This window comes from Streptococcus sp. HMSC074F05 (genome assembly GCF_001808725.1).
Classification (GTDB): domain Bacteria; phylum Bacillota; class Bacilli; order Lactobacillales; family Streptococcaceae; genus Streptococcus; species Streptococcus parasanguinis_I.
In genome coordinates this window covers 47083-68983 of record NZ_KV794401.1, presented here as the reverse complement: position 1 = coordinate 68983, position 21901 = coordinate 47083, and the positions used below count along the sequence as shown (strand labels likewise).

The 21901-nt window shown below is 42.8% G+C and carries 22 protein-coding genes; 2 read left to right on the top strand and 20 right to left on the bottom strand.

Features of this window, described 5'->3' with window-relative positions; all coding sequences use genetic code 11:
- The first annotated feature begins 239 nt into the window (after positions 1–239).
- Entirely contained in the window at positions 240–1409 is a 1170-nt protein-coding gene (locus HMPREF2685_RS00440) for a CynX/NimT family MFS transporter (protein WP_070464614.1), read from the top strand.
- An 86-nt stretch (positions 1410–1495) separates the two neighbouring features.
- Here HMPREF2685_RS00440 and HMPREF2685_RS00435 read toward each other — a convergent pair whose 3' ends face one another.
- From HMPREF2685_RS00435 to HMPREF2685_RS00345, 19 genes are all read right to left on the bottom strand, one after another.
- Positions 1496–2629 (bottom strand): M23 family metallopeptidase, encoded by a 1134-nt coding sequence (locus tag HMPREF2685_RS00435; protein ID WP_070464612.1) that lies wholly within the window; start codon positions 2627–2629, stop codon positions 1496–1498.
- 519 nt (positions 2630–3148) lie between these two features.
- Positions 3149–3772, bottom strand: coding sequence for a V-type ATP synthase subunit D (locus HMPREF2685_RS00430; protein WP_070464610.1), 624 nt, complete (start codon positions 3770–3772; stop codon positions 3149–3151).
- A 3-nt stretch (positions 3773–3775) separates the two neighbouring features.
- Entirely contained in the window at positions 3776–5161 is a 1386-nt protein-coding gene (locus tag HMPREF2685_RS00425) for a V-type ATP synthase subunit B (RefSeq protein ID WP_003002370.1), read from the bottom strand.
- Entirely contained in the window at positions 5148–6938 is a 1791-nt protein-coding gene (locus HMPREF2685_RS00420) for a V-type ATP synthase subunit A (protein WP_041826169.1), read from the bottom strand. The genes HMPREF2685_RS00425 and HMPREF2685_RS00420 overlap by 14 nt, the downstream gene beginning before the upstream one ends.
- Positions 6939–6971: 33 nt before the next feature.
- On the bottom strand, positions 6972–7676 hold the full coding sequence (locus HMPREF2685_RS00415; RefSeq protein ID WP_049485581.1) for a GNAT family N-acetyltransferase: 705 nt from the start codon (positions 7674–7676) through the stop codon (positions 6972–6974).
- Positions 7673–7993: a V-type ATP synthase subunit F gene (locus HMPREF2685_RS00410; RefSeq protein WP_003009443.1), complete on the bottom strand. Its 321-nt coding sequence runs from the start codon at positions 7991–7993 to the stop codon at positions 7673–7675. Before HMPREF2685_RS00410 ends, HMPREF2685_RS00415 begins: the two co-directional genes overlap by 4 nt.
- Complete coding sequence (locus tag HMPREF2685_RS00405) at positions 7974–8993, bottom strand: V-type ATPase subunit (RefSeq protein WP_070464608.1); 1020 nt, start codon at positions 8991–8993, stop codon at positions 7974–7976. Before HMPREF2685_RS00405 ends, HMPREF2685_RS00410 begins: the two co-directional genes overlap by 20 nt.
- 9 nt (positions 8994–9002) lie before the next feature.
- Positions 9003–9593 carry a V-type ATP synthase subunit E family protein gene (locus tag HMPREF2685_RS00400; protein WP_049489201.1) on the bottom strand — a complete coding sequence of 197 codons (591 nt, stop codon included), beginning with the start codon at positions 9591–9593 and terminating at the stop codon, positions 9003–9005.
- 70 nt (positions 9594–9663) lie between these two features.
- Entirely contained in the window at positions 9664–10143 is a 480-nt protein-coding gene (locus HMPREF2685_RS00395) for a V-type ATP synthase subunit K (RefSeq protein ID WP_003009435.1), read from the bottom strand.
- Between the two features lie 30 nt (positions 10144–10173).
- Positions 10174–12135, bottom strand: a complete 1962-nt coding sequence (locus HMPREF2685_RS00390) for a V-type ATP synthase subunit I (RefSeq protein WP_070464606.1) — start codon at positions 12133–12135, stop codon at positions 10174–10176.
- A complete protein-coding gene (locus HMPREF2685_RS00385) occupies positions 12125–12448 on the bottom strand; it encodes a hypothetical protein (protein ID WP_003009429.1) in 324 nt (107 codons plus the stop codon). Before HMPREF2685_RS00385 ends, HMPREF2685_RS00390 begins: the two co-directional genes overlap by 11 nt.
- A gap of 123 nt (positions 12449–12571) precedes the next feature.
- On the bottom strand, positions 12572–13468 hold the full coding sequence (locus HMPREF2685_RS00380) for an ROK family protein (RefSeq protein ID WP_049485586.1): 897 nt from the start codon (positions 13466–13468) through the stop codon (positions 12572–12574).
- Positions 13465–14301: a MurR/RpiR family transcriptional regulator gene (locus HMPREF2685_RS00375; RefSeq protein ID WP_049485587.1), complete on the bottom strand. Its 837-nt coding sequence runs from the start codon at positions 14299–14301 to the stop codon at positions 13465–13467. The genes HMPREF2685_RS00380 and HMPREF2685_RS00375 overlap by 4 nt, the downstream gene beginning before the upstream one ends.
- Positions 14302–14511: 210 nt before the next feature.
- Positions 14512–14961, bottom strand: a complete 450-nt coding sequence (locus tag HMPREF2685_RS00370) for a NanQ anomerase/TabA/YiaL family protein (RefSeq protein ID WP_049483957.1) — start codon at positions 14959–14961, stop codon at positions 14512–14514.
- Between the two features lie 150 nt (positions 14962–15111).
- On the bottom strand, positions 15112–16221 hold the full coding sequence (locus tag HMPREF2685_RS00365; protein WP_000248712.1) for a Gfo/Idh/MocA family protein: 1110 nt from the start codon (positions 16219–16221) through the stop codon (positions 15112–15114).
- A gap of 188 nt (positions 16222–16409) precedes the next feature.
- Positions 16410–16868 (bottom strand): NanQ anomerase/TabA/YiaL family protein, encoded by a 459-nt coding sequence (locus HMPREF2685_RS00360; protein WP_000587140.1) that lies wholly within the window; start codon positions 16866–16868, stop codon positions 16410–16412.
- Positions 16869–16893: 25 nt separating this feature from the next.
- Positions 16894–18435, bottom strand: coding sequence for a sodium:solute symporter family protein (locus HMPREF2685_RS00355; protein WP_049485588.1), 1542 nt, complete (start codon positions 18433–18435; stop codon positions 16894–16896).
- Positions 18436–18462: 27 nt separating this feature from the next.
- Positions 18463–19386, bottom strand: coding sequence for a dihydrodipicolinate synthase family protein (locus HMPREF2685_RS00350; protein WP_070464602.1), 924 nt, complete (start codon positions 19384–19386; stop codon positions 18463–18465).
- Positions 19387–19402: 16 nt separating this feature from the next.
- Positions 19403–20077 carry an N-acetylmannosamine-6-phosphate 2-epimerase gene (locus tag HMPREF2685_RS00345; RefSeq protein ID WP_049485589.1) on the bottom strand — a complete coding sequence of 225 codons (675 nt, stop codon included), beginning with the start codon at positions 20075–20077 and terminating at the stop codon, positions 19403–19405.
- A gap of 477 nt (positions 20078–20554) precedes the next feature.
- Between HMPREF2685_RS00345 and HMPREF2685_RS00340 the strand changes: the two genes are divergently transcribed.
- Positions 20555–21394 (top strand): MurR/RpiR family transcriptional regulator, encoded by an 840-nt coding sequence (locus HMPREF2685_RS00340; protein WP_049475237.1) that lies wholly within the window; start codon positions 20555–20557, stop codon positions 21392–21394.
- Positions 21395–21510: 116 nt separating this feature from the next.
- Here the strand turns inward: HMPREF2685_RS00340 and HMPREF2685_RS00335 are convergent, their stop codons facing one another.
- Positions 21511–21897, bottom strand: a complete 387-nt coding sequence (locus HMPREF2685_RS00335) for a hypothetical protein (protein ID WP_024056401.1) — start codon at positions 21895–21897, stop codon at positions 21511–21513.
- Between the last annotated feature and the right edge of the window lie 4 nt (positions 21898–21901).

The window sequence follows — 21901 nt, the reverse complement described above, 5'->3', positions numbered from 1 at the left end:
ACGTACCTTAGTGAGTCAAGTCCAATAGGGGCGTAGACGAACTTAGGTACGTTGACGCAGTTCGAACGACAGTGAGAACTACGATCCTTATTCCTTTAGCAAACGTTAGTGAGCTTAGGTACATTGACGCAGTTCGAACGATAGTGAGAACTACGTCCCTTCTCCTTCATTTGTACTAATACTCCAATTTATGCTCGATCTATGTTATAATGAAGAGAATTTTTGTCTGAGGAGGATTTATGAAAAAAACACATTCTACGCTATTCATCCCGGGCATCATTATGCTTGGGATTGTTTTACGAACACCATTTACTACGCTTCCGACGGTCTTGTCTGACATCGCTGCTGGTTTGGGGGTAGATGTGAGCTCTCTGGGACTATTGACTAGCTTACCACTTCTCACGTTTGCCATTTTCTCACCTTTTGCGATTCAATTTGCTAAAAAGTTGGGGATTGAGCGCCTCTTTTTCCTAGTTTTGATCGCGATTACGATCGGATCTGCCATTCGGATTATCAACCTCCCCTTCCTCTATCTGGGAACCATCTTGATTGGAGCTGGCATCGCCTTCCTCAATGTGCTGCTTCCAAGCCTGATTCAGGCGAACAGACCCCGCCAACTAGGCATTCTGACCACCTTGTATATCACTTCTATGGGGATGTCCACAGCGATCGCCTCTTCTGTAGCGGTTCCTATTACCAAAGCCACTTCTTGGCAAGGTCTAGTGACTCTTTTGACTGCCTTGTGCGCTCTTGCTTTGGTCATCTGGATTCCTAACCTTCGCTACAACCACCGGCTCAAAAAGGCTGCTACTACTGAAGCTAGTAACAAATGGTATACCAATAAATATGTCTGGGCTATCATGATTTTTGGAGGCTTGCAGTCACTACTTTTCTATACAAGTATGACTTGGCTTCCGACCATGGCTGTTCAAGCTGGCCTTTCAAAGGTTGAATCTGGACTACTTGCCTCCGTGTTCACCTTGATCAGTCTCCCATTCTCCTTGACGATCCCAAGTTTAACGACACGATTATCCGATCGCAATCGACGCTTGATGCTTACCATTGTTGTCGGAGCAGGAATTTTAGGGGTAGCCATGCTCTTAATCCCAACCAGCAACTTCTTCTACTGGCTCGTCATCAATGCCCTGATAGGAAGTTCCGTTAGTTCGCTCTTTCCTTACCTCATGGTCGCTTTCTCCATGAAATCCAGTACACCTGAAAAGACAGCTCAACTTTCTGGTCTTGCCCAAACAGGAGGCTACGTCTTTGCTGCTTTTGGTCCCATCCTCTTCGGCTACAGCAAATCTCTCTTCCACTCTTGGACACCAGCTATCCTCATGCTACTGGTCTTAACCATTATCATGGCGATTGCCCTTTATCAGGTGGAAAAAGTCGATCATATTTTTTAACCATTGACCGGCTGGAAGATTCGTCTTCCGGCTTTTTTTGTGTGCACAAAAAAAGAACTAGGCTCTAGGCCTAGTTCAATGTTTTATTATCCGTTAAATGAGATATGTACGTGGTCGTTGTGGTTTGCTGTATCTCCACCACGGTCTGGCATTTGGTTCCATGTATTAGCTGGTCCGTAAATGTTATTTACTGGCATGTAGAATTGTTGTTTCCAAATAATATATGAGATACCTGCACGGTCCATGTTATCAATTGCATACTGTGCAACTTGATCTCCAAGCTCTGAATTTGTTGGAACCATCACGTCTACTGCAAGCCCTTTACCATGGTCTTCTGGATCCCCTTCACGGTAACCACCGATGTTTGTGATACCGAATTTCGCTGCGATTTCTTGACGGAAAGCTTCTGCTTGTGGTTGAAGGTGTGGATCAGTTGGAATCGTATTTCCACTTGCTGGAGTTGATGCTACTGGTTGCACTTCAGGGGCAGCTGTAGTTTCTACTGCTGCAGGTTGTGCTGCCGGAGCTTCCTCTGCTGGTGCTGGTGTTTCAGCAGGAGCTGCTTCTGCGGCTGGAGCAGATTGAGGGGCAGCAGCTGGGGCTGCTTCTTGATTTTGAACTTCAACATTTACAGCTGGAGCACCGTAGTTTGGTGTTTCTGGGACAGCTGGTTGTGCTGGTGTTTCTGCTGCTGGTACTTCAACTACTGGAGCTTCCGCTGGTGCTTCTTGAGTTTCCGCTGCTGGAGCAACTGGAACCGCTTTGTTATCTTCGTTTACTGGTTTAGACAAATCGTTGACAGCGACTGTTTGGTCATCAACTGTCACTTGGTTTGTTGTCAAGTCAGCACTTGCAACGGTTGCATCTGTCGCACCTGCTTGAGGAGTTTGGATTTCAACTGAAGTTACTTCTTTTTGATCATTTACTGTTGTTTTCAATACAGTACCTGGGTAGATCAAATCCATGTTGCTGATGTTGTTTAAGTTTGCCAACACATGAACATCGATTCCAAGCGCTTCTGCGATCGAACTCAATGTATCACCATATTTGATGGTATAAGTTTGTTGGTTTTCACCGCTTTGTTGGATATCATGTTTGATTTCATCTACTGAGCGAGCTACCCAATCTTCAAGTGTTTCTGCAGTGGCTTTTGTAAATGGAATCACTGCAAGAGCTACTGTTGAAGCGATCAAGGCTTTCGTATTAACTTTTAATTTCATCTTTTATCCTCTTTTTTCTTTGTTTTTTTGCTCAAGATTTTCTTGGGCAAATTAACTACCATACTATCTTATCACAATTTAAAAATAATAAAAGGCCTTTTTGGCTATTTAACAAAACTGTATTTTTCTTGTAACATTTCGTCTTTCTTGTCACATTGTTACAAACTAGTAACATAAAATTAGGGTCCTGGAAGAAGAGTTCGAGGGCGCAAAAAAAGCCTCATCAAGGAGCGGTTCCTCGATGAGGTTCTTGTATTTTTTAAGTAATTGAACATAGCTTTTTACGGCTTTGTATCTTATAACTGAACACGCCCTAAATGCTGTGTGATAAACGCAAACTGTAATAGTACTAACTTCAAAGACACAGTAGCTGATTGGATTTTTCTCTCGCTTTGAGAGCTCGGAAAAATCCTAATCAGCCTTGTGGGGGCAGGACAACGAAGCATTCTATACAACAGTGCTTCTGTCCTGCTCCCTATTTTCACTTTGCTTTTTACGGGCTTTGTATCTTGATGTATCTTATTTTACCTTCATGATTCTGACGAGGTTGGCGCGTTCGGCTTCTTCGAGTTTCATTTCGATATAATAGATAGTCTCTTTGAGGTCTGGGATGGTCGCATACTCGAGTCCGTTCACTCGACGGCGGGTTTTCTCGATTTCATCTGCCATGAGTTGGCAGCTTTTTTCGATTTCCGCTAACTTGAGCAAATCAGGGAGTAGATCCCCCATTTCTTGGATCGTGCTATCCATTTGACTGTTGGAGGCGAGGTAGCTATAAACCACGTCCCCTTCATCATCTCCGTATGGATTATCGATACGGGCATGGAGCTTGGGCACGCGCACACTCATGACATTTTCTTCCTCGATGTGTAGCATCACTTCTTGAGTGGGAACGGCAAAGATTTCTTCTACCATGAGGTCACTCTCCAAGGACTTGGCCATCACGAAATCTTGCATATTGCCCACCAGCGCTGCCTCCACCTTTTGGCGCAGACGATTATTCTCTCGCACAGCTTCAATAAAGCGACGCATGAGTTCATCCCGCTTATCCTTGAGCAACTTGTGCCCCCGGGTTGCTGTCTTGAGGCGCTCTTTGAGAATATTGAGCTCCATCCGAGTTGGTTTTACATTTAATCGTGCCATAGGCTAATCCTCTTTGTTTGGCAGATACTTGTCAATCATCTCATCCTTGATCCGTTTAAGCTCTGTTCGTGGAAGGATGGATAAGAGTTCCCAACCGAGATCCAAACTTTCCTCAATCGTCCGATTGGTAGTGAAACCTTGGTTGATGTATTCTTGCTCAAAGCGGTCTGTAAATTTAACATAGAGCTTGTCGGTATCTGACAAGGCAGATTCCCCAAGCACTACAGCCAGTTCTTTGGCTTGTTTTCCTTGGGCGTAGGCCGCAAAGAGCTGGTTCATGGTCGCCGCATGGTCTTCCCGAGTCTTGCCTTCACCAGAACCCTTGTCCTTCAAACGAGAAAGGGATGGAAGAACATTGATCGGTGGGCGGTAACCACTATTGTAGAGATCGCGGGACAGAATAATCTGACCTTCGGTGATGTAGCCTGTCAAGTCAGGGATGGGGTGGGTGATGTCATCTTCTGGCATAGAGAGGATCGGAATTTGGGTCACAGATCCTTTCTTTCCAACCAAGCGTCCTGCACGTTCGTAGAGGGTTGAGAGGTTGGTATAGAGATAACCTGGATAACCCCGACGACCTGGAACTTCCCGGCGGGCAGCGGATACTTCCCGAAGGGCTTCACAGTAGTTGGTCATATCGGTCATAATAACCAAGACGTGCATGTCTTTTTCATAGGCCAAATATTCGGCAGCTGTCAAGGCGATCCGAGGAGTGGCAATCCGCTCGATAGCGGGGTCATTAGCTAAGTTGATAAAGAGGACCGAGCGGTCAATCGCACCTGTCTCCCGAAGGTCGTTCATAAAGAACTCGGCTTCTTCAAAGGTGATTCCCATAGCCGCAAAGACCACGGCGAAGTTTTCTTCAGAATTAAGAACCGTCGCTTGACGAGCAATCTGAGCCGCCAACTCCTTGTGAGGAAGACCAGAACCTGAGAATACTGGGAGTTTTTGGCCCCGAACCAAGGTATTCAAATGGTCAATGGCTGAGATCCCTGTCTGGATAAATTCATCCGGATAGTCCCGCGAAACAGGGTTGATGGCTTGTCCATCAATGTCCAAGTACTTCTCTGGGATAATCTCCGGACCACCATCGATGGGTTTGCCCATCCCGTTAAAGATGCGTCCGACCATGTCTTCAGACACAGGAAGTTCTAGGGGACGTCCGGTAAAGCGGACTTTGGCTTTTTCCAAATTGATCCCGCTAGATCCTTCAAAGAGCTGGACCATGGCCTTATCTTCTTGGACTTCGAGGACTTGTCCCTGACGGGTCGTTCCATCATGAAGCTTGATTTCTACTAGTTCATTGTAGTGAACCCCTTCGACCTGATCGACAATCATCAAGGGGCCAACAACTTCGCTGACAGTACGGTATTCTTTAATCACGCTCATTGTCTACTCCTCCTTTTGCGACGATTTGGTGTAGGGTTTCTACGATTTCTTCTTTCAGGGCTTGAATGGTTGCCAACTGATCCTCATGGATGAACTTGCTCCGGGCAATACGGTCTCGAAGAGCTACGGTTCCTTCCATGATTTCTGTGAAGTAAGCTCCCAATTCTAGTGCTTTTTGACTTTCTTGATCAAAGGTCAAAATGTTGGTCAACAAGGCCACCTGCTTGCTGAAAGAGGTATAGGTATCGACCTCATCAAAGGCATTTTGTTGCAGGTAGTCTTCACGGATCATCTTGGCCGCATTCATGGTCAAGCGGTCTTTTTCAGACAAGGAATCTAGACCAACCAAGCGCACGATTTCTTGCAATTCACTTTCCTTTTGAAGCAAATTCATAGCGCGGGTCACTTTTTCAGACCAGCTGATTTGTTCATGTAAATCGATATAGCGACCAACTTCATCTTGGTAAAGCGAATAAGAACTCAACCAGTTGATGGCTGGGAAGTGGCGGCGTTGGGCCAATTGAGCATCTAAGCCCCAGAAGACCTTAACAATTCGCAAGGTATTTTGCGTTACCGGCTCTGAAATGTCTCCACCTGGAGGGGAAACGGCACCGATAGCGGTAATTGAACCTTCGCGCGCAGTGGTTCCAAGTGTCTTGACCCGACCTGCACGCTCGTAGTATTCGGCGATCCGGCTACCAAGATAGGCTGGGTAGCCTTCATCCCCTGGCATTTCTTCTAGACGACCAGACATTTCACGGAGAGCTTCTGCCCAACGCGATGTCGAATCAGCCATGATGGCAACGGAATAGCCCATATCACGGAAGTATTCGGCAATAGTAATCCCTGTGTAGATGGAAGCTTCACGCGCCGCTACTGGCATGTTCGAAGTGTTCGCGATCAGAACAGTCCGTTGCATGATGGATTGACCAGTCGTTGGATCGATCAATTCTGGAAATTCATTCAGAACGTCCGTCATTTCATTTCCACGTTCCCCACAACCAACGTAAATTACGATGTCTACATTGGCAAACTTGGCCACCTGGTGTTGCACAACTGTTTTTCCAGCTCCGAAAGGACCCGGAACAGCTGCAGCTCCACCTTTAGTCACAGGGAAGAAAGTATCGATGACCCGTTGACCGGTAACCAAAGGCTCTACTGGAATCAGTTTTTGTGCAAAGGGACGTCCTCGACGAACGGGCCATTTTTGCATCAAAGTACCAGTAAAGAGACTGCCATCTGCCTGCTCGATCTCATAAACCGGCTCTTCTACTGTGTAAGAACCTGCTGCGATCTTGGTCACACGTCCACTGACACCAAAGGGTACCATGATGCGGTGTTCCACCATATTGGTCTCTTGAACGGTACCGACGATGTCTCCAGCGACCACTTCTGTCCCTTCAGTCACACTTGGTTCGAAGGCCCATTTGGTGTCCCGATCTAGATTTGGAACTTGCACCCCACGAACCAAAAAGTCACTGGCAGTCACTTCTTGGAAGCGTTCCAAGGGGCGTTGGATCCCGTCAAACATCTGAGAGATCAAACCTGGTCCCAATTCAACAGAAAGGGGAGCTCCGGTTGTGACCACTGGTTCTCCTGGACCGACTCCAGACGTTTCTTCATATACTTGGATAGAGGCTTCATCCCGCCGCATCTCAATAATTTCGCCAATCAAACCAAGATCGCCGACCCGGCAAATGTCTTGGATATTGGCCTCCTGCATCCCTGATGCAACCACCAAGGGACCGGAAACTTTGATAATTTTTCCTTGAGTCATGTATTCCTCCTGGGAATCCTTTGTTTCTTTGTTTTACTTTTGTGCTATCTCTCTTAGAGATTGCTTTTGTTGGCCATTGGCATCGAAATTGCTTGGATCCAACCAAGCTTCTAGTCGCTGTTTGATTTCTGGCCATTCTTGGTCAATGATAGACAACCAGTCTGTATCACGGGTACGACCTTTATAAACAACAGCCTGACGGAAACAGCCTTCATAGGTGAACCCTAAGCGCTCAGCTGCTTTGCGAGATGCTTGGTTTAAGGCATCGCATTTCCACTCATAGCGGCGGTATCCTAAATCTTCAAACACGTAGCGCGCTAAGAGATACTGGGCTTCTGTAGCCATGCGTGTCTTTTGGAGCGCTGGTGAGTAGGTCACTGCTCCGACTTCGATCACCCGATTGGCTTGATCGATCCGCATGAGAGAGAAAGTCCCCAAAGCCTTGCCTGAATCTTTGTCTACAATCGCATAGTAAAAGCGACCTTGGGCTGTCATGAGATCATCTAATAAGTGGTCCCACTCCTCTTCATTGCGGGCAGGGCCTTTGAACAGAAAGGTCCACATAGCTGCTGGAGAGTCCGGCCCGTAGACCTGATAAAGATCTGCTCCATGTTTTTCTTTTGAGAGGCGCTCGATCACGGTATAGCGACCTTCGATCCGCTCAATAGCTGGCAGACGCCCGGGTGTAAAATCCGGCAGTGCATCGCCAATCGCTTGGCCAAATTCATTTGTTCTCATAAAATATCCTGTCCTACTGCTTTTTCGACATTATCACGAATCCGCTGTTGGCCCAGTCCCGTAGTTCCTCTATGGGTCGGGATAAGGATCAGAGCCGGAGTCAGCTGCTGGTCGTAAAAAGCCACTGTATCTGGAATAGCCTGAGCAATATCCTCTGTCAGGTAGATAATCCCGAAGTTTTCCCGACTGAGTTTTCGCAGGGTATTGATCGCTTCTTGTGGCTCTGTGACCGGATAGGTTTGAAAGCCAATCAGGCGAAAAGGAAGGATGGCGTCTCGATTGCCCACAACGGCGATCTTATAGGTCTGTTTGTCCATAAATCGGTCTCATCCTTTCTTTGATGTCTGCTAGCGGAAAACCATTGTCCAAACCAGAGATGACCAAACGAAGGTTGGTCACCTCTAACTCTTTTCCGTAAAGATAACGGACAAGAGGGAGTGGTCCATCGACTTCAAAACGGCCAGCGTCTAGAAGACTGAATTTCACCAAGCTTTCTAAATACTCCAACTCTACGGTCTTTAGTTGACCGGTGCGCATCTTTTCTTCATAAGTCTCTAAGGCGAGATCGTAGTCCAGCGGATTGACTTGATAAAACCAGGTCAACCACTGACCGGATTCTAGCAGGTCGATCACCTGATGGGCACTGAGGCTTCCTTCATCTGAAAGTAATTGGTGCATAAAGCTATGCGGTTTTTGCTGATCCAAGGCCCGCTTAACTGTAATCGCATTGTAAAAGTCAATGGTCACGTCCACCAACTGCTTCAGAATCGGATGATCTAGGCTGTCCCCTAAGTATCTCAGGTGTTTAAAATAAGCTAAGTCCATCCCAATTTCGAGAACCCGCAAGTCCTGATAGTCTTGGAATTCTTGCCAGGTTGCAGCCACTTCTTCCGCCATAAAGGCCGGACAATGCTCTGCAGAAAAGGTCGCCACCAAATGCTCGAGCACATCGAGAGAATAAGGACCGATAGGGATCAATAAGTGCCCCAACTTGCGCTCTGTCGCCTTGTGTTTTAGATAAACCTTGAGATTATGATAGGTGTACTTCAAGGTAAACAGGCTAACCAGGTCTGACTGAGGGCTTACCTCAAAAGCCCATTGGTATTCTGCCAACAAGGCTGCCATCAGGCGGGCTTCAAGGGCTGATAAATCCTTGATCTCCTTGCTATCTAAAGCATAAGGTGTTCCTTGTAGCAAGCCTTCTCGGCTCTCACTAGAGGGACTTGCAAGCAACTGCTCGAACTGACTGGGACTGACAAAACTAGCCTCACGTACGCTGATTCCTGTATTGACTTGAGAATAGGTCCGTTCGCTCATTGCAACCTCCTAGTTCTCTTCATCTGTGAAAATGCTGGCTGCCATCTGGTAGCTTTCTTGCTCCCAAATGGAATCCACCAAATCACGGTAGAGATAGTTGTCATCAATCTTCCCAACCGACAAGACAAATCCTGCTTGAGCTGGGATCGTTGCATCTGCAACTGTCACATTCTGATGCGTCTGCTTCAATCTCTCGAGAGCTGCTGAATCAAATTTAGCAGCGCTCACCGCCCCGAAGGTCAGGGTCACAACTTGTCCCTGATAGCGATCTAAGACCGCATCTACAAACTGCATTTCCTTTTCAAGGGGCCAAGCCACCATCGCTTCATAAGCATCTGCAAAGAGATCCTTTAAGACTCGTTGCTTGGTGACAAGGGTTGATTGACGTTTTTTATTTTCGATTTGTTGGGTTTCACGTTGCAATTGACGTTGAATCCGCTTGAGCTGCTCGGAGCGTTGATTGAGTTTATCTTGGATCAACCGCTCTTCTTGCGCAGTCTCTTCTTTTAGGATGGTTTCCTTGGCCTCTTCTAAGAGTTTACGCCCTTTTTCGTGGGCTTGGGCCAAGATCGAATCCTTTAATTGGGTTTGTTCATCCATATCGTTTTTTCTCCTATTGCATGCGTCTTGTGTTTTTCGCCTCTCGAGGCGAATCCATCAAAGCTAGCTCTTAGCCGACGCGTAGGGTCAATAGGAAGGACACAACGAAGGCCAAGATGGCGTAGGTTTCAACCATGGCCGCAAGGATAACCCCTTTCATCATGTCTTCAGGGCGTTTGGCCAAGATTTGCATCCCTGCTGTCGCAACATTTCCTTGGTGTTTGGCTGAGAAATAACCAACGATCGCAACTGGAAGAGCTGTAAAGAAGTAAGCGACCCCTGTTTCAAGTGGCATATCTGGCTTAATTTGCAACCAGATCAAGATCCCGATAACGAAACCGTACAAACCTTGTGTACCTGGTAACAATTGCAAAATCAAGGCTTGGGCAAATTTTTCAGGTTGTTCTTTCAAGAGCGCTGCTGCTGCTTGACCCGTTTTACCAACCCCAAGGGCAGATCCCATCCCACTAAGTGCAACGGCGATCGCCACACCAAATGCTGCAAAGAAGGCGCCCCCATGGGCTGAAAAATATGATGCTAAAGATTCCATGAATATACTCCTATTTATTAAAGATAATACTTATTTTTTTGTTTTAATATAGCGTTCAGAAGGTTTGAGAGGACGAAACGGCTTGCCTCCTCCTTCGTAGAACTTACCGAAGAACTCCACAAAGATCAAACGGGCTCCATGCACATATCCTGACAAGAAGGACAGGAACATATTAATGGCATGGAGGACGATAAAGAGCAGAAGCCCTACCGTAAACCGTCCAAGCGGTGGAAAGAGATTGACAATAAGGTTAAAGGCTGAACCGATACTCGCTCCAGACAAGCCTAAGGCCATCAAACGGGTGAAGCTGACCAAGTCTCCAACATACCCACTGACATTGTAGAGGTTAAAGAGACCAGAAGCTAAACCGGACAGCTTCTTGGCACTGACAATGGAAACAATCAAGATCCCAATGGCGTTTAAAATAGCCAGCCACTTGCCGATCGGAACTAGAAGGCTCATCCCTGGCAAGATATTGCCTACTGCTAGAAGCATTAAACCAAGTAGGATCAAGACCCAAGCAAAGCCAGCATTATAGGCTTCCGTATAGTCTTTGAGGCGAACATTTTTCATTCCCCCTAGGAACAATCCCACTAAGACAGTGACAAAACCAAAGACCACTGAGAGGATCAGGATGGTCATGGCGTTGCTGGTCGTACTGATCAGGGCAAAAGGCATCTCAAATCCAAAGAAAGAGCCATAGACCACACCCCAAAGGGCAACTGAAACCCCGAGGAGACTGAAGAAACGAAGGTTCTTGGCTGTATCAGGCTTGAGCTTGAAGGTTTTAAGGGCAAAGCCTGTCGCTACCGTTAGCAAGAGTCCATAACCGATATCTGCGACCATCATGCCAAAGAAAACAAAGTAGAAGAGAGAAACGATCGGTGTCGGATCTTTCTCGTAATACTTAGGCAGGGCGTACATCTCTGTGACTAATTCAAAAGGTTCTACCAAGGCATTATTTCGCAACTGGATCGGAACGTCATCCCAATCTTTTTCCGTCACATCGCGTGTCTCTAGTAAGACTCGAGAACCAAAACCTTCTTGCAAGAAGTCTCGCAATGAGGCCACTTGGGAGGTTTCAATCCAACCCTCTAGGGCTACCAAGCTTTGCGTACTAGCAAGAAGCGACTTAGCTTCCTCACGAGCTCCCAAACTCAGCAAGTAATCCATCTGGTACTTGAGCTGGTCCAGTTCCTTCTGGGAGTTTTGTAACTCGGCTAGGGTTGCTGCAACTACAGCTTCTTGCTCTTTGATTTCCCCTTCTAGGCGATCCAAGTAGGCGGCCGGGACCTGCTCTTCTTCATAGTCCAATTCTTTGAACCCATGGTCTTCTAAAAGCTCCTGAACAGCTACACGATCTCCCGAACGATACAAGATGACATAGCCGTGTTCGGTTTCAGACGTAAAGACTTCTTCTAACTCCAGCTCAGGATGAGCTTTTAAGGAAGAGCGAACAGCGTCTGTATCGCTATTTGGGATCGTCCCGATCAAGCCATGCACATAGTGAAAGGTAGCAAGGGCTGTTGGTGTCACCTCTAACGGTCGCCATTTTTCTAAGCGCTCTATCTCTCCCTTTGCATCCGCAATCTTCTGACGAGCCTTGTCTAACACGCGCAATTGGCGTTTCAACTTGGTCAATAGAAGATCCTCGTCTCGAATCATCCCGTGGGCCTGCAAGTCATCAAAAGACAAGCTTAATGGTTCTTCCTTCAGAGCTTGCAGAGCCTTCTTCTCAGGCATGTAGGGCTCTAGAGTCTGAATCATTTTTTCAACTTGTTCTTGACGTTTTTGCAGCTCTACCAAGGCTTGACGATTGTCCTCTGTCAAGGGTTGAGACAAGGTATTTGCCTCAAAGGCAGCCTGCCACTCTTCATGCTCACTGAGGTCATAAATCTGGATTTTTGCCTCAGACTGTAGCGCTAGTAGGAGACTGTCCAAGTCATCTTTGGGTAAGATGAGGGACAGTTTTTGCATCTGACTAACGGCCATAGCTTGCTACCACCTTTTCTACAATGGCTTCAACTAACCCAGCTCGCTTGTCGGTCATCGCCTGTTGTACCTTGGCATCATTGCGCGCAACCGTTTCTTCCAGATCTTTCGTTAAACGGACGAGTCTTTCCTGGGCGTTTTTTTCTGCCTCTGTGACCAATTGCTTGGTTTCCTCATCGTAATGCTGTGCCACTGTTGCAAGGCGATCGCGCGAATCCGTTCGGATTTGTTCAACTTGAGCTTCATAGCCTACGATCACGCCCTGAGCAGCTTGCTCGATCTCTTGCATCATCTCGAGTGTTGCATTCGACATCGTCACACCTCCTTATTCAACCATTGTTCTTCCAACAACAGTACAATTATCTTAAATTATACCATATTTTACATAGTTTTGTTCGGGGATTTAGGGATCGATCACTCCTAAAACGACCGTTTTTTAAGACAAGTTCTTCCCCTGATCCATTAAAAATTTGGCTACTGCTCCCAATCTTCCTGCTTCATTTCCTAATGTAGCCGTTACAATTTCTCGCGGTAAGAATCGTTGGTCCTGAACCGCATGATACAACTCATTTTGCAACAGATGCAGCAAAACATCTGAGCGAGCAAAGATGCCACCTCCTAAAATCATTTTCTCTGGATTTAAGACATAAGAAAGAGTAACCAATCCTTGTGCCAGATGATGAACGTATGTTTCTAAGACCTTCAAAGCAACTGGTTCACTCTTATCCACCGCCTCAAAAAAAGTTTTACCGGTTTGATGGTGTAAGCCAGATGCTTCCTCATACATCTGAACGAGTGCTGACGCAGACGCTAAGGATTGCCAATCTGTATTCCCAATCGGTAAATATCCGATTTCACCTGCTGTAAAATTATGCCCGGATAAGATTTGTTCATTGGTGAAAATACCACCACCAATACCGGTACCAACCGTAATCATAACAGTAGAATGGCTATTTCTGGCTGCACCTTTCCATATTTCTCCTAACAAGGCACAATTGACATCATTTTCTACTGTAACGGGGATGGAAAATCGTTTCTGAATCTCGCTGGAAAAATCAGTCCCACTGTAAGAAGGAATGGTGTAACCTGCATATACGATTTTCCCTAATTGGCTGTCGACAACACCTGCTGTCGAAATAGCAACTCCATCTAAATCAATAATAGATTGATAGCCAGCAATGAGGTCACAAATTTGATCCAGTATACCATTTGTTTGGTTCTCATGGCATATATTGGTTCTCTGTTCTGAAAAATGTCCCAAAGCATTGCCATCTTCATTATATACATCCGACTTAATAGATGTACCTCCAATGTCGATCCCTAAAATATTCATTGTTCATCCTCCGTTTTATGTAAATTGAGGGCCGAAAGTGTATTAGTGAATATATGATTCCTTCTCTCTCTATCCAAGTCAACATAATAGGCATAAAAAATATCGACTACAACTAAGACTGGGAATTGTGGTGATATGAGCGTACCTTGGGGCAAACTTTCCTTTACTGCCACAGACACCAGTTCATCACACCGCCCTTTTAAAAACGCACTTATTTTCGATGTTATTAGAACAGCCCTAGAACCTTTTTGCTTTGCTTGATACACAGCATCCAGAATTTCTTTTGTCTCACCGGATAACGAAATCCCAATAACCAGACACTCATCATCCAGCATGACCTCATTGACTCGTATCATGTGGTCATCGGTAATAGCCTTACAAATCATTCCCAGCCTCATAAAGCGAAATTCCATCTCACGCGCTACAAGACCTGAACTTCCAATTCCGTATATATAGACCCGCTTAGCCTTGTCTAACATCCGACTAACACGTAATAACTGTTCTTCATCAATCAAAGAAAAAGTCTTATTTAACAACTCTCCATAATCAGATAAGACACTTTTTGTAATATGTCGACTAACATTTTGAATGTCCTGATTTGACTCCTCAAACTCATAAACAAATTGACGATATCCTGTGAACCCACACTTCTTAGCAAATCTTGTCAAAGAAGAGAGGGAAACATACAATCGTTTAGCCACTGATTTTGCAGATAAATCATCTTGCATGACATGATCAGATAAAAAATAGTCAGCTATTTTCTTTTCTAAATCTGTTAAGCTTTCATAGACTGACTCAATGACAGGTTGTATACTTTTTTCTAATGTAACCATTTCTCCTCCACTCTGACAATATCTTCTAAAAACGGGGAAAGAGGCTGGGAATAGTCTCCAACCTCCATTAACAATTCATGAGAACATCCATCATCTTATAGGACCTTTCGATCCACTCAATGAGAGAAATCAGTGACTAGATAACAAGATCCTTCTCTCAAAAATTGTTCTATTTCTCCCGCTCGGAATGAAAAGAATGAATAATGCGCGCTATAACCGCACTTTAAATACTATCTTGCGAATATCTTGAGCCTGATCGACTTTCAAACCTGTCTTATGCGCATCATTTGGATCTAATAATAAAATGGCACCTGGTGTAAAATGAATATCAAACATCGAATGGCCAGACATTTGTTGCCAATCCTCTTCTTTCACATAATCTTCCAAGTTCATATTGGACAGAAAATTATATGAGATTCGTTCTTTTCCTTCGAATAGAACATGAACGTCATAGTAGTCTCGGTGACTTTCCCATACACGATGTTCTTCATCCGTTGTTTCCATTTCAATCACATTGTAAAAGAAATCATCAGAGACTGAATGTGTCCCCTTTTCATCTTGACTGACATCATGTGTTTTTAAATAATCTACAACTTTCTTGAGTGCAGGGTGTTGAATGTCCCGTGCAATCACTGCATCTTTATATTGTACTAATTCCATACTGGAACTCCTTTCGAATTCAACCTGGGCTTCTTAGAAATAGCAAGCAACATCTTCTGATTGCTCTTATTCATTGAAATAGGGCCTTATTTTCTTATCGTATCAATAGCCTATAAAATGACAAGAATTTACTATTCTGTTTTACAATAGTTAAGCATTTGTGATTTCTGAAAGACTTACTTTTCGATCTTCTTTAACTGATAAAGTACATGCATCAGCAGTAGCGATTGATTCTAAAGCAGCTACACCATTGAGAAGTTTTTCGTATTCTTCTGTAATTTCTCCACCTTTAATGATGTCATGTAGATATTCCATTTCTTTATCAATACATGTTTGTAACCATAATGGACAACGTACTCCTGGTTTACCGTACGCAATCGCTCCATCCATACCACGACCGGTATAGATAGCTGTACGGTCATCATCTTCCTCTTGAGTTTCATGTACTAAGAAGTGTGATTCTCCTTCACCTTTAACACGAAGAGTACCTCCAGTATTGAACAAGTCAAGTTTGATAGCTCCTTCAGTTCCTTGAATCAAGACATAGTGTTCACCCCAACGGAAAGCATTACCATATTCCAAAACAGCATAACGATCATCAGAGTATTCTAGGTTTACAATGAGCATATCATCTTCATCACCAAAGTTTTCACCTTTATGATATACATTGCCTCCTACCATTGTCGCTTTTTCAGGAAGTCCTCCCATGATGAACTGAATGCAATCTAATTCATGAATATGGTGGTACAAATGTCCTCCAGATTGAGAACGAAGTTTCTTCCATGATACAGTTGGTTGTTGTTCTTCCCAACCTGTACGAGCGGCATGGCAATAAAGAACTTTACCAATTTTACCTTGAGTAATCAATTCTTTAGCATGGTGTACACCATTAAAGAAGTTCATGATGTGACCAGCCATAAAGATAACATTATTTTCTTTACATGCGTCAACCATGGCTTTACAATCTTCATAAGACAATGCAATTGGCTTTTCACAAAATACGTGTTTGCCATGTTGAGCAGCTTTCACAACAGGTTCACGGTGAAGGTAGCTAGGTGAAGCTACGATCACACAATCAATATCTTCACGTGCTACAAGTTCATCTAAACTTGCACAAACATCTGATCCCAACTCTTGAGCAACTTCTTCTCCATGATTTGGGTCAAATACCGCAACCACTTTTGCATCTTCAATTTTGTTCATTGAGCGAGCCAAATCAGCTCCAAAATATCCAGCTCCAACAATACCGTAATTTACCATAATTTTTATTCTCTTTCTATATATTTTTAAATTTCAGCTTTAATTCTTTTTCAAATCTTCAATCTTAAATGTTATATATGGTACAACATTTTTCATATGAAGTTCATTACGATACCATGAATCAAATTTTTCAAACATCAATCCAATACAGTACCTAAGGTTACATATTGTTTAATATTTTTTTCATTTTATTTTTCCTCGTTTAAAACTTTGATAACAAGTTTTTTAACAGTTTCATCATTGCAATGAATCTTTGGTTGGTGAAGATCTTCTTCAAAAGTCACCAACATATTCCCTGGAAGCAATTCAACAATTTGATAGTCTTTGCTATCGTAAAAAGCAATATCCTTCTCTTCGCTAAAAGGTACACGTGACTGAGCACGAACTGGGGAAGTTACTGCCATTTTTTCCGTATTTTCAACAACAATATGAATATCTAAATATTTCTTATGAGTTTCAAAAATATCTCCTGGAACTCCATCAGCTAGATAAGTCATACAATTTGCAAAAACATTTTCCCCGTCAATATCAATTTTTCCATCAACTAAATCTGTCAAATTTGTATTTTCTAAAAAATCACAGACTTTTGAAAAATGTTTATTAACAGAAGCATATCGTCTAAAATCAGATTGTTCAGAAATAATCATATTATTTTCTCTTTTCTATTAGTGACTAGTGACGAACTTCCCAACTTGAATCCGCTTTAATTTCTGAAATATCATAAATCGTTGTATATTTAGGTGCAGATACTTTATTTTCAGTAAGAACAGATACAATATAACCTGAAACTACTGATACAGAAATTGAAATCAATGAATATGCCCAGTAGCTAACAGCTGTTGGAGGAAGGAAGTATTTAATAAATACCATAACGATGGTTGATACAATCAGCGCTGCATAAGCACCTTGTTTATTTGCTTTTTTAGAAACAAAACCAAGAATGAATACACCACCAAGTAGACCAAGTACAAGTCCCATGAAACTATTGAACCATTCGTATGCAGATTTAATATCTGAATGAGCCATGATAACGGAAACAACAATTGAGAATAAACCTACTGCTAGAGATACGAATTGTGCAATTTTCGTACGACGATCGTCTGACATATTTTTAGAAATGACATCTTGAATATCCAATGTCCATGAAGTTGCAACAGAGTTCAAACCTGTTGAAATAGTTGATTGAGCTGCTGCATAAATCGCTGCCAAGATCAAACCTGTGACACCTACTGGTAACTGGTATGCAATAAAGTACATAAAGATTTGGTCTTGAGGGATATTGCTAGCTGCACTACCTGCATTTTGTACTTGATAGAATACGTACAAGCCTGTACCGATCAAGTAAAAGACTGTTGCAGTTGCAAGTGACAAGACACCATTTGTGAACAACATTTTATTAAGTTTCTTAATATTTTGTGTTGTAGTAAAACGTTGAACCAAATCTTGAGATGAAGCATAGGAAGACAAGATTGTAAAGCCTGAACCCATCACAATTAAGAAGATGGAGTTTGAAAGCAAGTTAGGATCGAAAAGTTTTTCATTTGCAGCAAGGAATTTCCCGTTTGCTAATGTTTCTGCTACTGCACCAAAGCCACCTTTAATATTAGCCATCAGTACAAATAAAGCTACAACGACACCACTAATCAGAACCACACCTTGAATAAAGTCTGTCCATAATACGGATTTTAGACCACCAGTATAAGAATAAACAATTGCAATTGCACCCATCAAAATAATCAAAATATTGATGTCAATTCCTGTCAATACTGATAAACCAGCTGATGGGAGGTACATAATGATAGACATACGTCCCAATTGATAAATAATAAACAAGAGTGCTGAAATAATACGAAGTGCTTTAGAATTAAAACGTTTATCCAAGTAATCATATGCCGTATCGATGTCTATCCGTGCAAAGATAGGTAAGATAAAACGAATTGTCAGTGGAACAGCTACAACCATCCCTAATTGAGCAAACCATAAAATCCAGCTACCTGCATAAGAGTTACCAGCGAGTCCCAAGAAGGAAATCGGACTGAGCATTGTGGCAAAAATGGATACCGAAGTAACATACCAAGGAACCGAACCATCTCCTTTAAAGAACTCTTTTCCTTTCATCTCTTTTTTAGAGAAATAGATGCCTGCAACCAATACCACAAGTAAATAAACAATCAAGATAATTAAGTCAATTATTGTAAATCCTGTTGTGCCCATAACATATCTCCATATTGATTTTATTTATTATAAAAATTCTTTTCGTGCTTGTTGAATAAGTTCTGCTGCTTCTTTTGCAATTGCCAGATCTTCTTCATGCAAGGGTTCGAGTGGGGCTCTTACAGAACCAAGATCTAATTTTTCATTTATACGGAGAATTTCTTTGATCACTGCATAAAGATTTGCTCGACCACTGACCATCTTATAAATGACATCATTGATCGCATATTGCAATTCTTTAGCTGTTTCAAAATCGGATTCTTTGATCAATTCATTTAATTTTAAGAACAAATCAGGCATCACCCCGTAAGTACCACCAATTCCAGCTTTTGCACCAATAACGCGGCCACTAATGAACTGTTCATCTGGTCCATTAAAGACAATATGGTCATCTCCTCCATCAGCTACAAACATTTGAATATCTTGTGTTGGCATAGATGAATTTTTCACCCCGATCACCCGTGGATTCTTGCGCATTTCAGCATACAGGTCGCGTGTGAGGGTGGTACCAGACAGTTGCGGAATATTATAAATGATAAAATCTGTATTTGGTGCAGCCTTGCTCATGTCATTCCAATAGCGAGCAATCGAATAGGCAGGAAGACGGAAGTAAATAGGTGGGATAGCAGCAATAGCATCTACTCCAAGACTTTCAGCATGCTTTGCAAGTTCAACGCTATCTTTGGTATTGTTACATGCGACGTGGGCAATAACAGTTAGTTTTCCTTTAGCGACCGCCATTACATTCTCTAAAATCAGCTTACGATCTTCAACACTAAGATAAATACATTCTCCAGAAGATCCGTTGACATAAACCCCTTGTACTCCTTTATCAATATGGTATTGAGCCAAAGCACGTACTCTTTCTGAGCTCACTTCACCATTTTCATCATAGCAAGCATAAAACGCTGGAATAACACCTTCATATTTCTTCAAATTTGTATTTGTCATTTGGAAACCTCTTTCTTTATTTTGTTGCTTCTACAAATTTTTTTGTAATTAATTGTGGACGTGTAATAGCTGAACCTACGACAACACTATAGGCACCTAACTCCAATACCCTATGGACTTTATCAGGGGTATCGATGTTACCTTCTGCAATTAATGGATGAGATAGTTTACTAAGGGCTTTGCGAATAATTTCAAAGTCATTTGATTCGATTTTATCGCCTTTACTTTGCTTGGTATACCCTACCAACGTTGTTCCAATATAATCAAAACCTATTTGATCAGCCGTCAGCATTTCATCAATAGTCGAACAATCTGCCATCCACAATTGATCCGGATATTTTTTCTTTACTTTTTGGAAAAAATCTTCTAAGCTTTCGCCATTTGGTCGTGTAGAAGTTGTGGCATCTATCGCAATAATATCCGGACGAACCGTCATGAGTTCATCTACCTCTTTCATAGTTGCCGTGATATAAACATCTGCACCTTCGTAATCTCGTTTGATGATCCCAATGATCGGTAAATTCACCGCTTTTCGAATCGCTGCAATATCAACAACAGAATTGGCGCGAATTCCAGATGCTCCGCCCTCCTCGGCAGCCACTGCCATACGAGCCATAATAAAATCACTATGCAATGGTTCGTCTGGTAGAGCTTGACACGAAACAATCAGCTTATGCCGTAACTCTTCCATGATTTAATCACCTGCTTCTTTTTTTAATTTGTAAGCTCTTACACCATTAATCATAATACTTTAAATATGTATTTTCAATACTTTCCCTATAATTAGAAAGTACTTTCTAAAAAATCCTGGTAATTCCTATATTTTTATTGTATACCCATTTTATTTATTATACAAATACTTTATGTTATTTATAAAGGTTCTTTCTTATCAAGCTATGAGAAAGAGTTCTTTCACAACGTTACCTTACTTCCCTATTTATTTCTTATAGCGACAATTTTATGATCTCTATTTCTAGCCTTCTATTTCTGAAAGTAAATTTAGTCTTTTGAGCACTTTTAAAATTATTATTTCACCCTTTAAATACTGATACTAGTTTCAATGTATTTTACTTGCTTTTACTTGAATAAAAGGGTGTCTCCATGTTATAATGTGTAATATATTATAGGAGCATCCTGTTATTTCATACTGTGAGAAAGGAGGATTGCTGTGAAACAAGATCAAGATTTACGCACCATTATCGCCAGCCATGAAGCTGAGTTAACAGATATGGAACGCGACATTGCCCAATATTTTTTATCATCTGAAGCACGACAGCACTCTCTGTCCTCTTCTCGTGTAACTGAGTTACTCCATGTCTCAAAGGCAGCTTTAACGCGTTTCTCTCAAAAATGTGGCTTCACTGGCTATCGGGAATTTGTTTATCACTTTAACGAAGAAACCAAAAATCAAAAACAGGTACAAGAACATGACGAGCTGACGCTGAGTGTCTTGCAACGATACCACCATATCAGTAACGTCACTGAAAGTCTGATAAAAGATTCCCAATTGGATCGGGTAGCTGAACTAATCGATCAAGCGGACCGAGTCTATTTCTTCGGGATTGGTAGTTCCGGTTTAGTCGCTCGAGAAATGAAATTGCGCTTTATGCGACTAGGCGTCGTTTGTGAAGCCCTGACTGATCAAGACGGCTTTGCTTGGACGACCAGTATTCTCGATTCCTCTTGTTTAGTCATCGGTTTCTCATTGTCAGGAGGCACCAACTCCATTACAGACAGTCTGCTGAATGCGAAAGAAAAAGGGGCTAAAACGGTTCTTTTGACTGCTAACCCGGCTGCTATCCACCAAGGATTCACAGAAGTGTTACCAGCCGCACCCCTTCCTAGTAGTACCTATATCGATCGTATCTCTGCGATTTTACCACTCCTCATCGTGGTCGATTTAATCTATGCCCACTTCCTTAATAAAAGCCGAGAACAAAAGGAAATTGTCTTTAATAGCTACTGGGAAAACAAAAAGCTTTCTAGTCAACGTTCTCGAAAATCATAATATGGTCTCCCTATTTAAAAAACCAAGAAGGATGAGATAAAACTCATCCTTCTTGGTTTTTTTGATTATTCTAAAGAAGTATTTCTACTCTATAATATTGAAACCATCTCATCTACCTAAGCCATCTTTTGAGTCGCTTTTTCCTTTACAACAAATACAAAGCCGATAGAGCCGACGACGGCTCCAAGCAAGATCCAATAGACCATATCCGATGAAGTAATTGGGCCTGCCAAGAGACCTGCTAATAAAAAGAGATCGATATACAGTCTAGTATCGCGATAGAAGGTCCAATTGAAATGGTAGCTACCTTCTGGGTACTGCCGTGTCGATACAGACGGTTGAAAGACCTGCAGAAGAATCAGAATCCCAACAAAAGCAAGATAAGCTAGGCTAACTACCGAAAGCGGAGCCTGCATCGTCATAACCACAGCTACTATAAGCAAGACCAAGATCCAGAAATGGAAGTCCATCCAGAATTCACGATGATAACAAAACCGTTTCATAAGA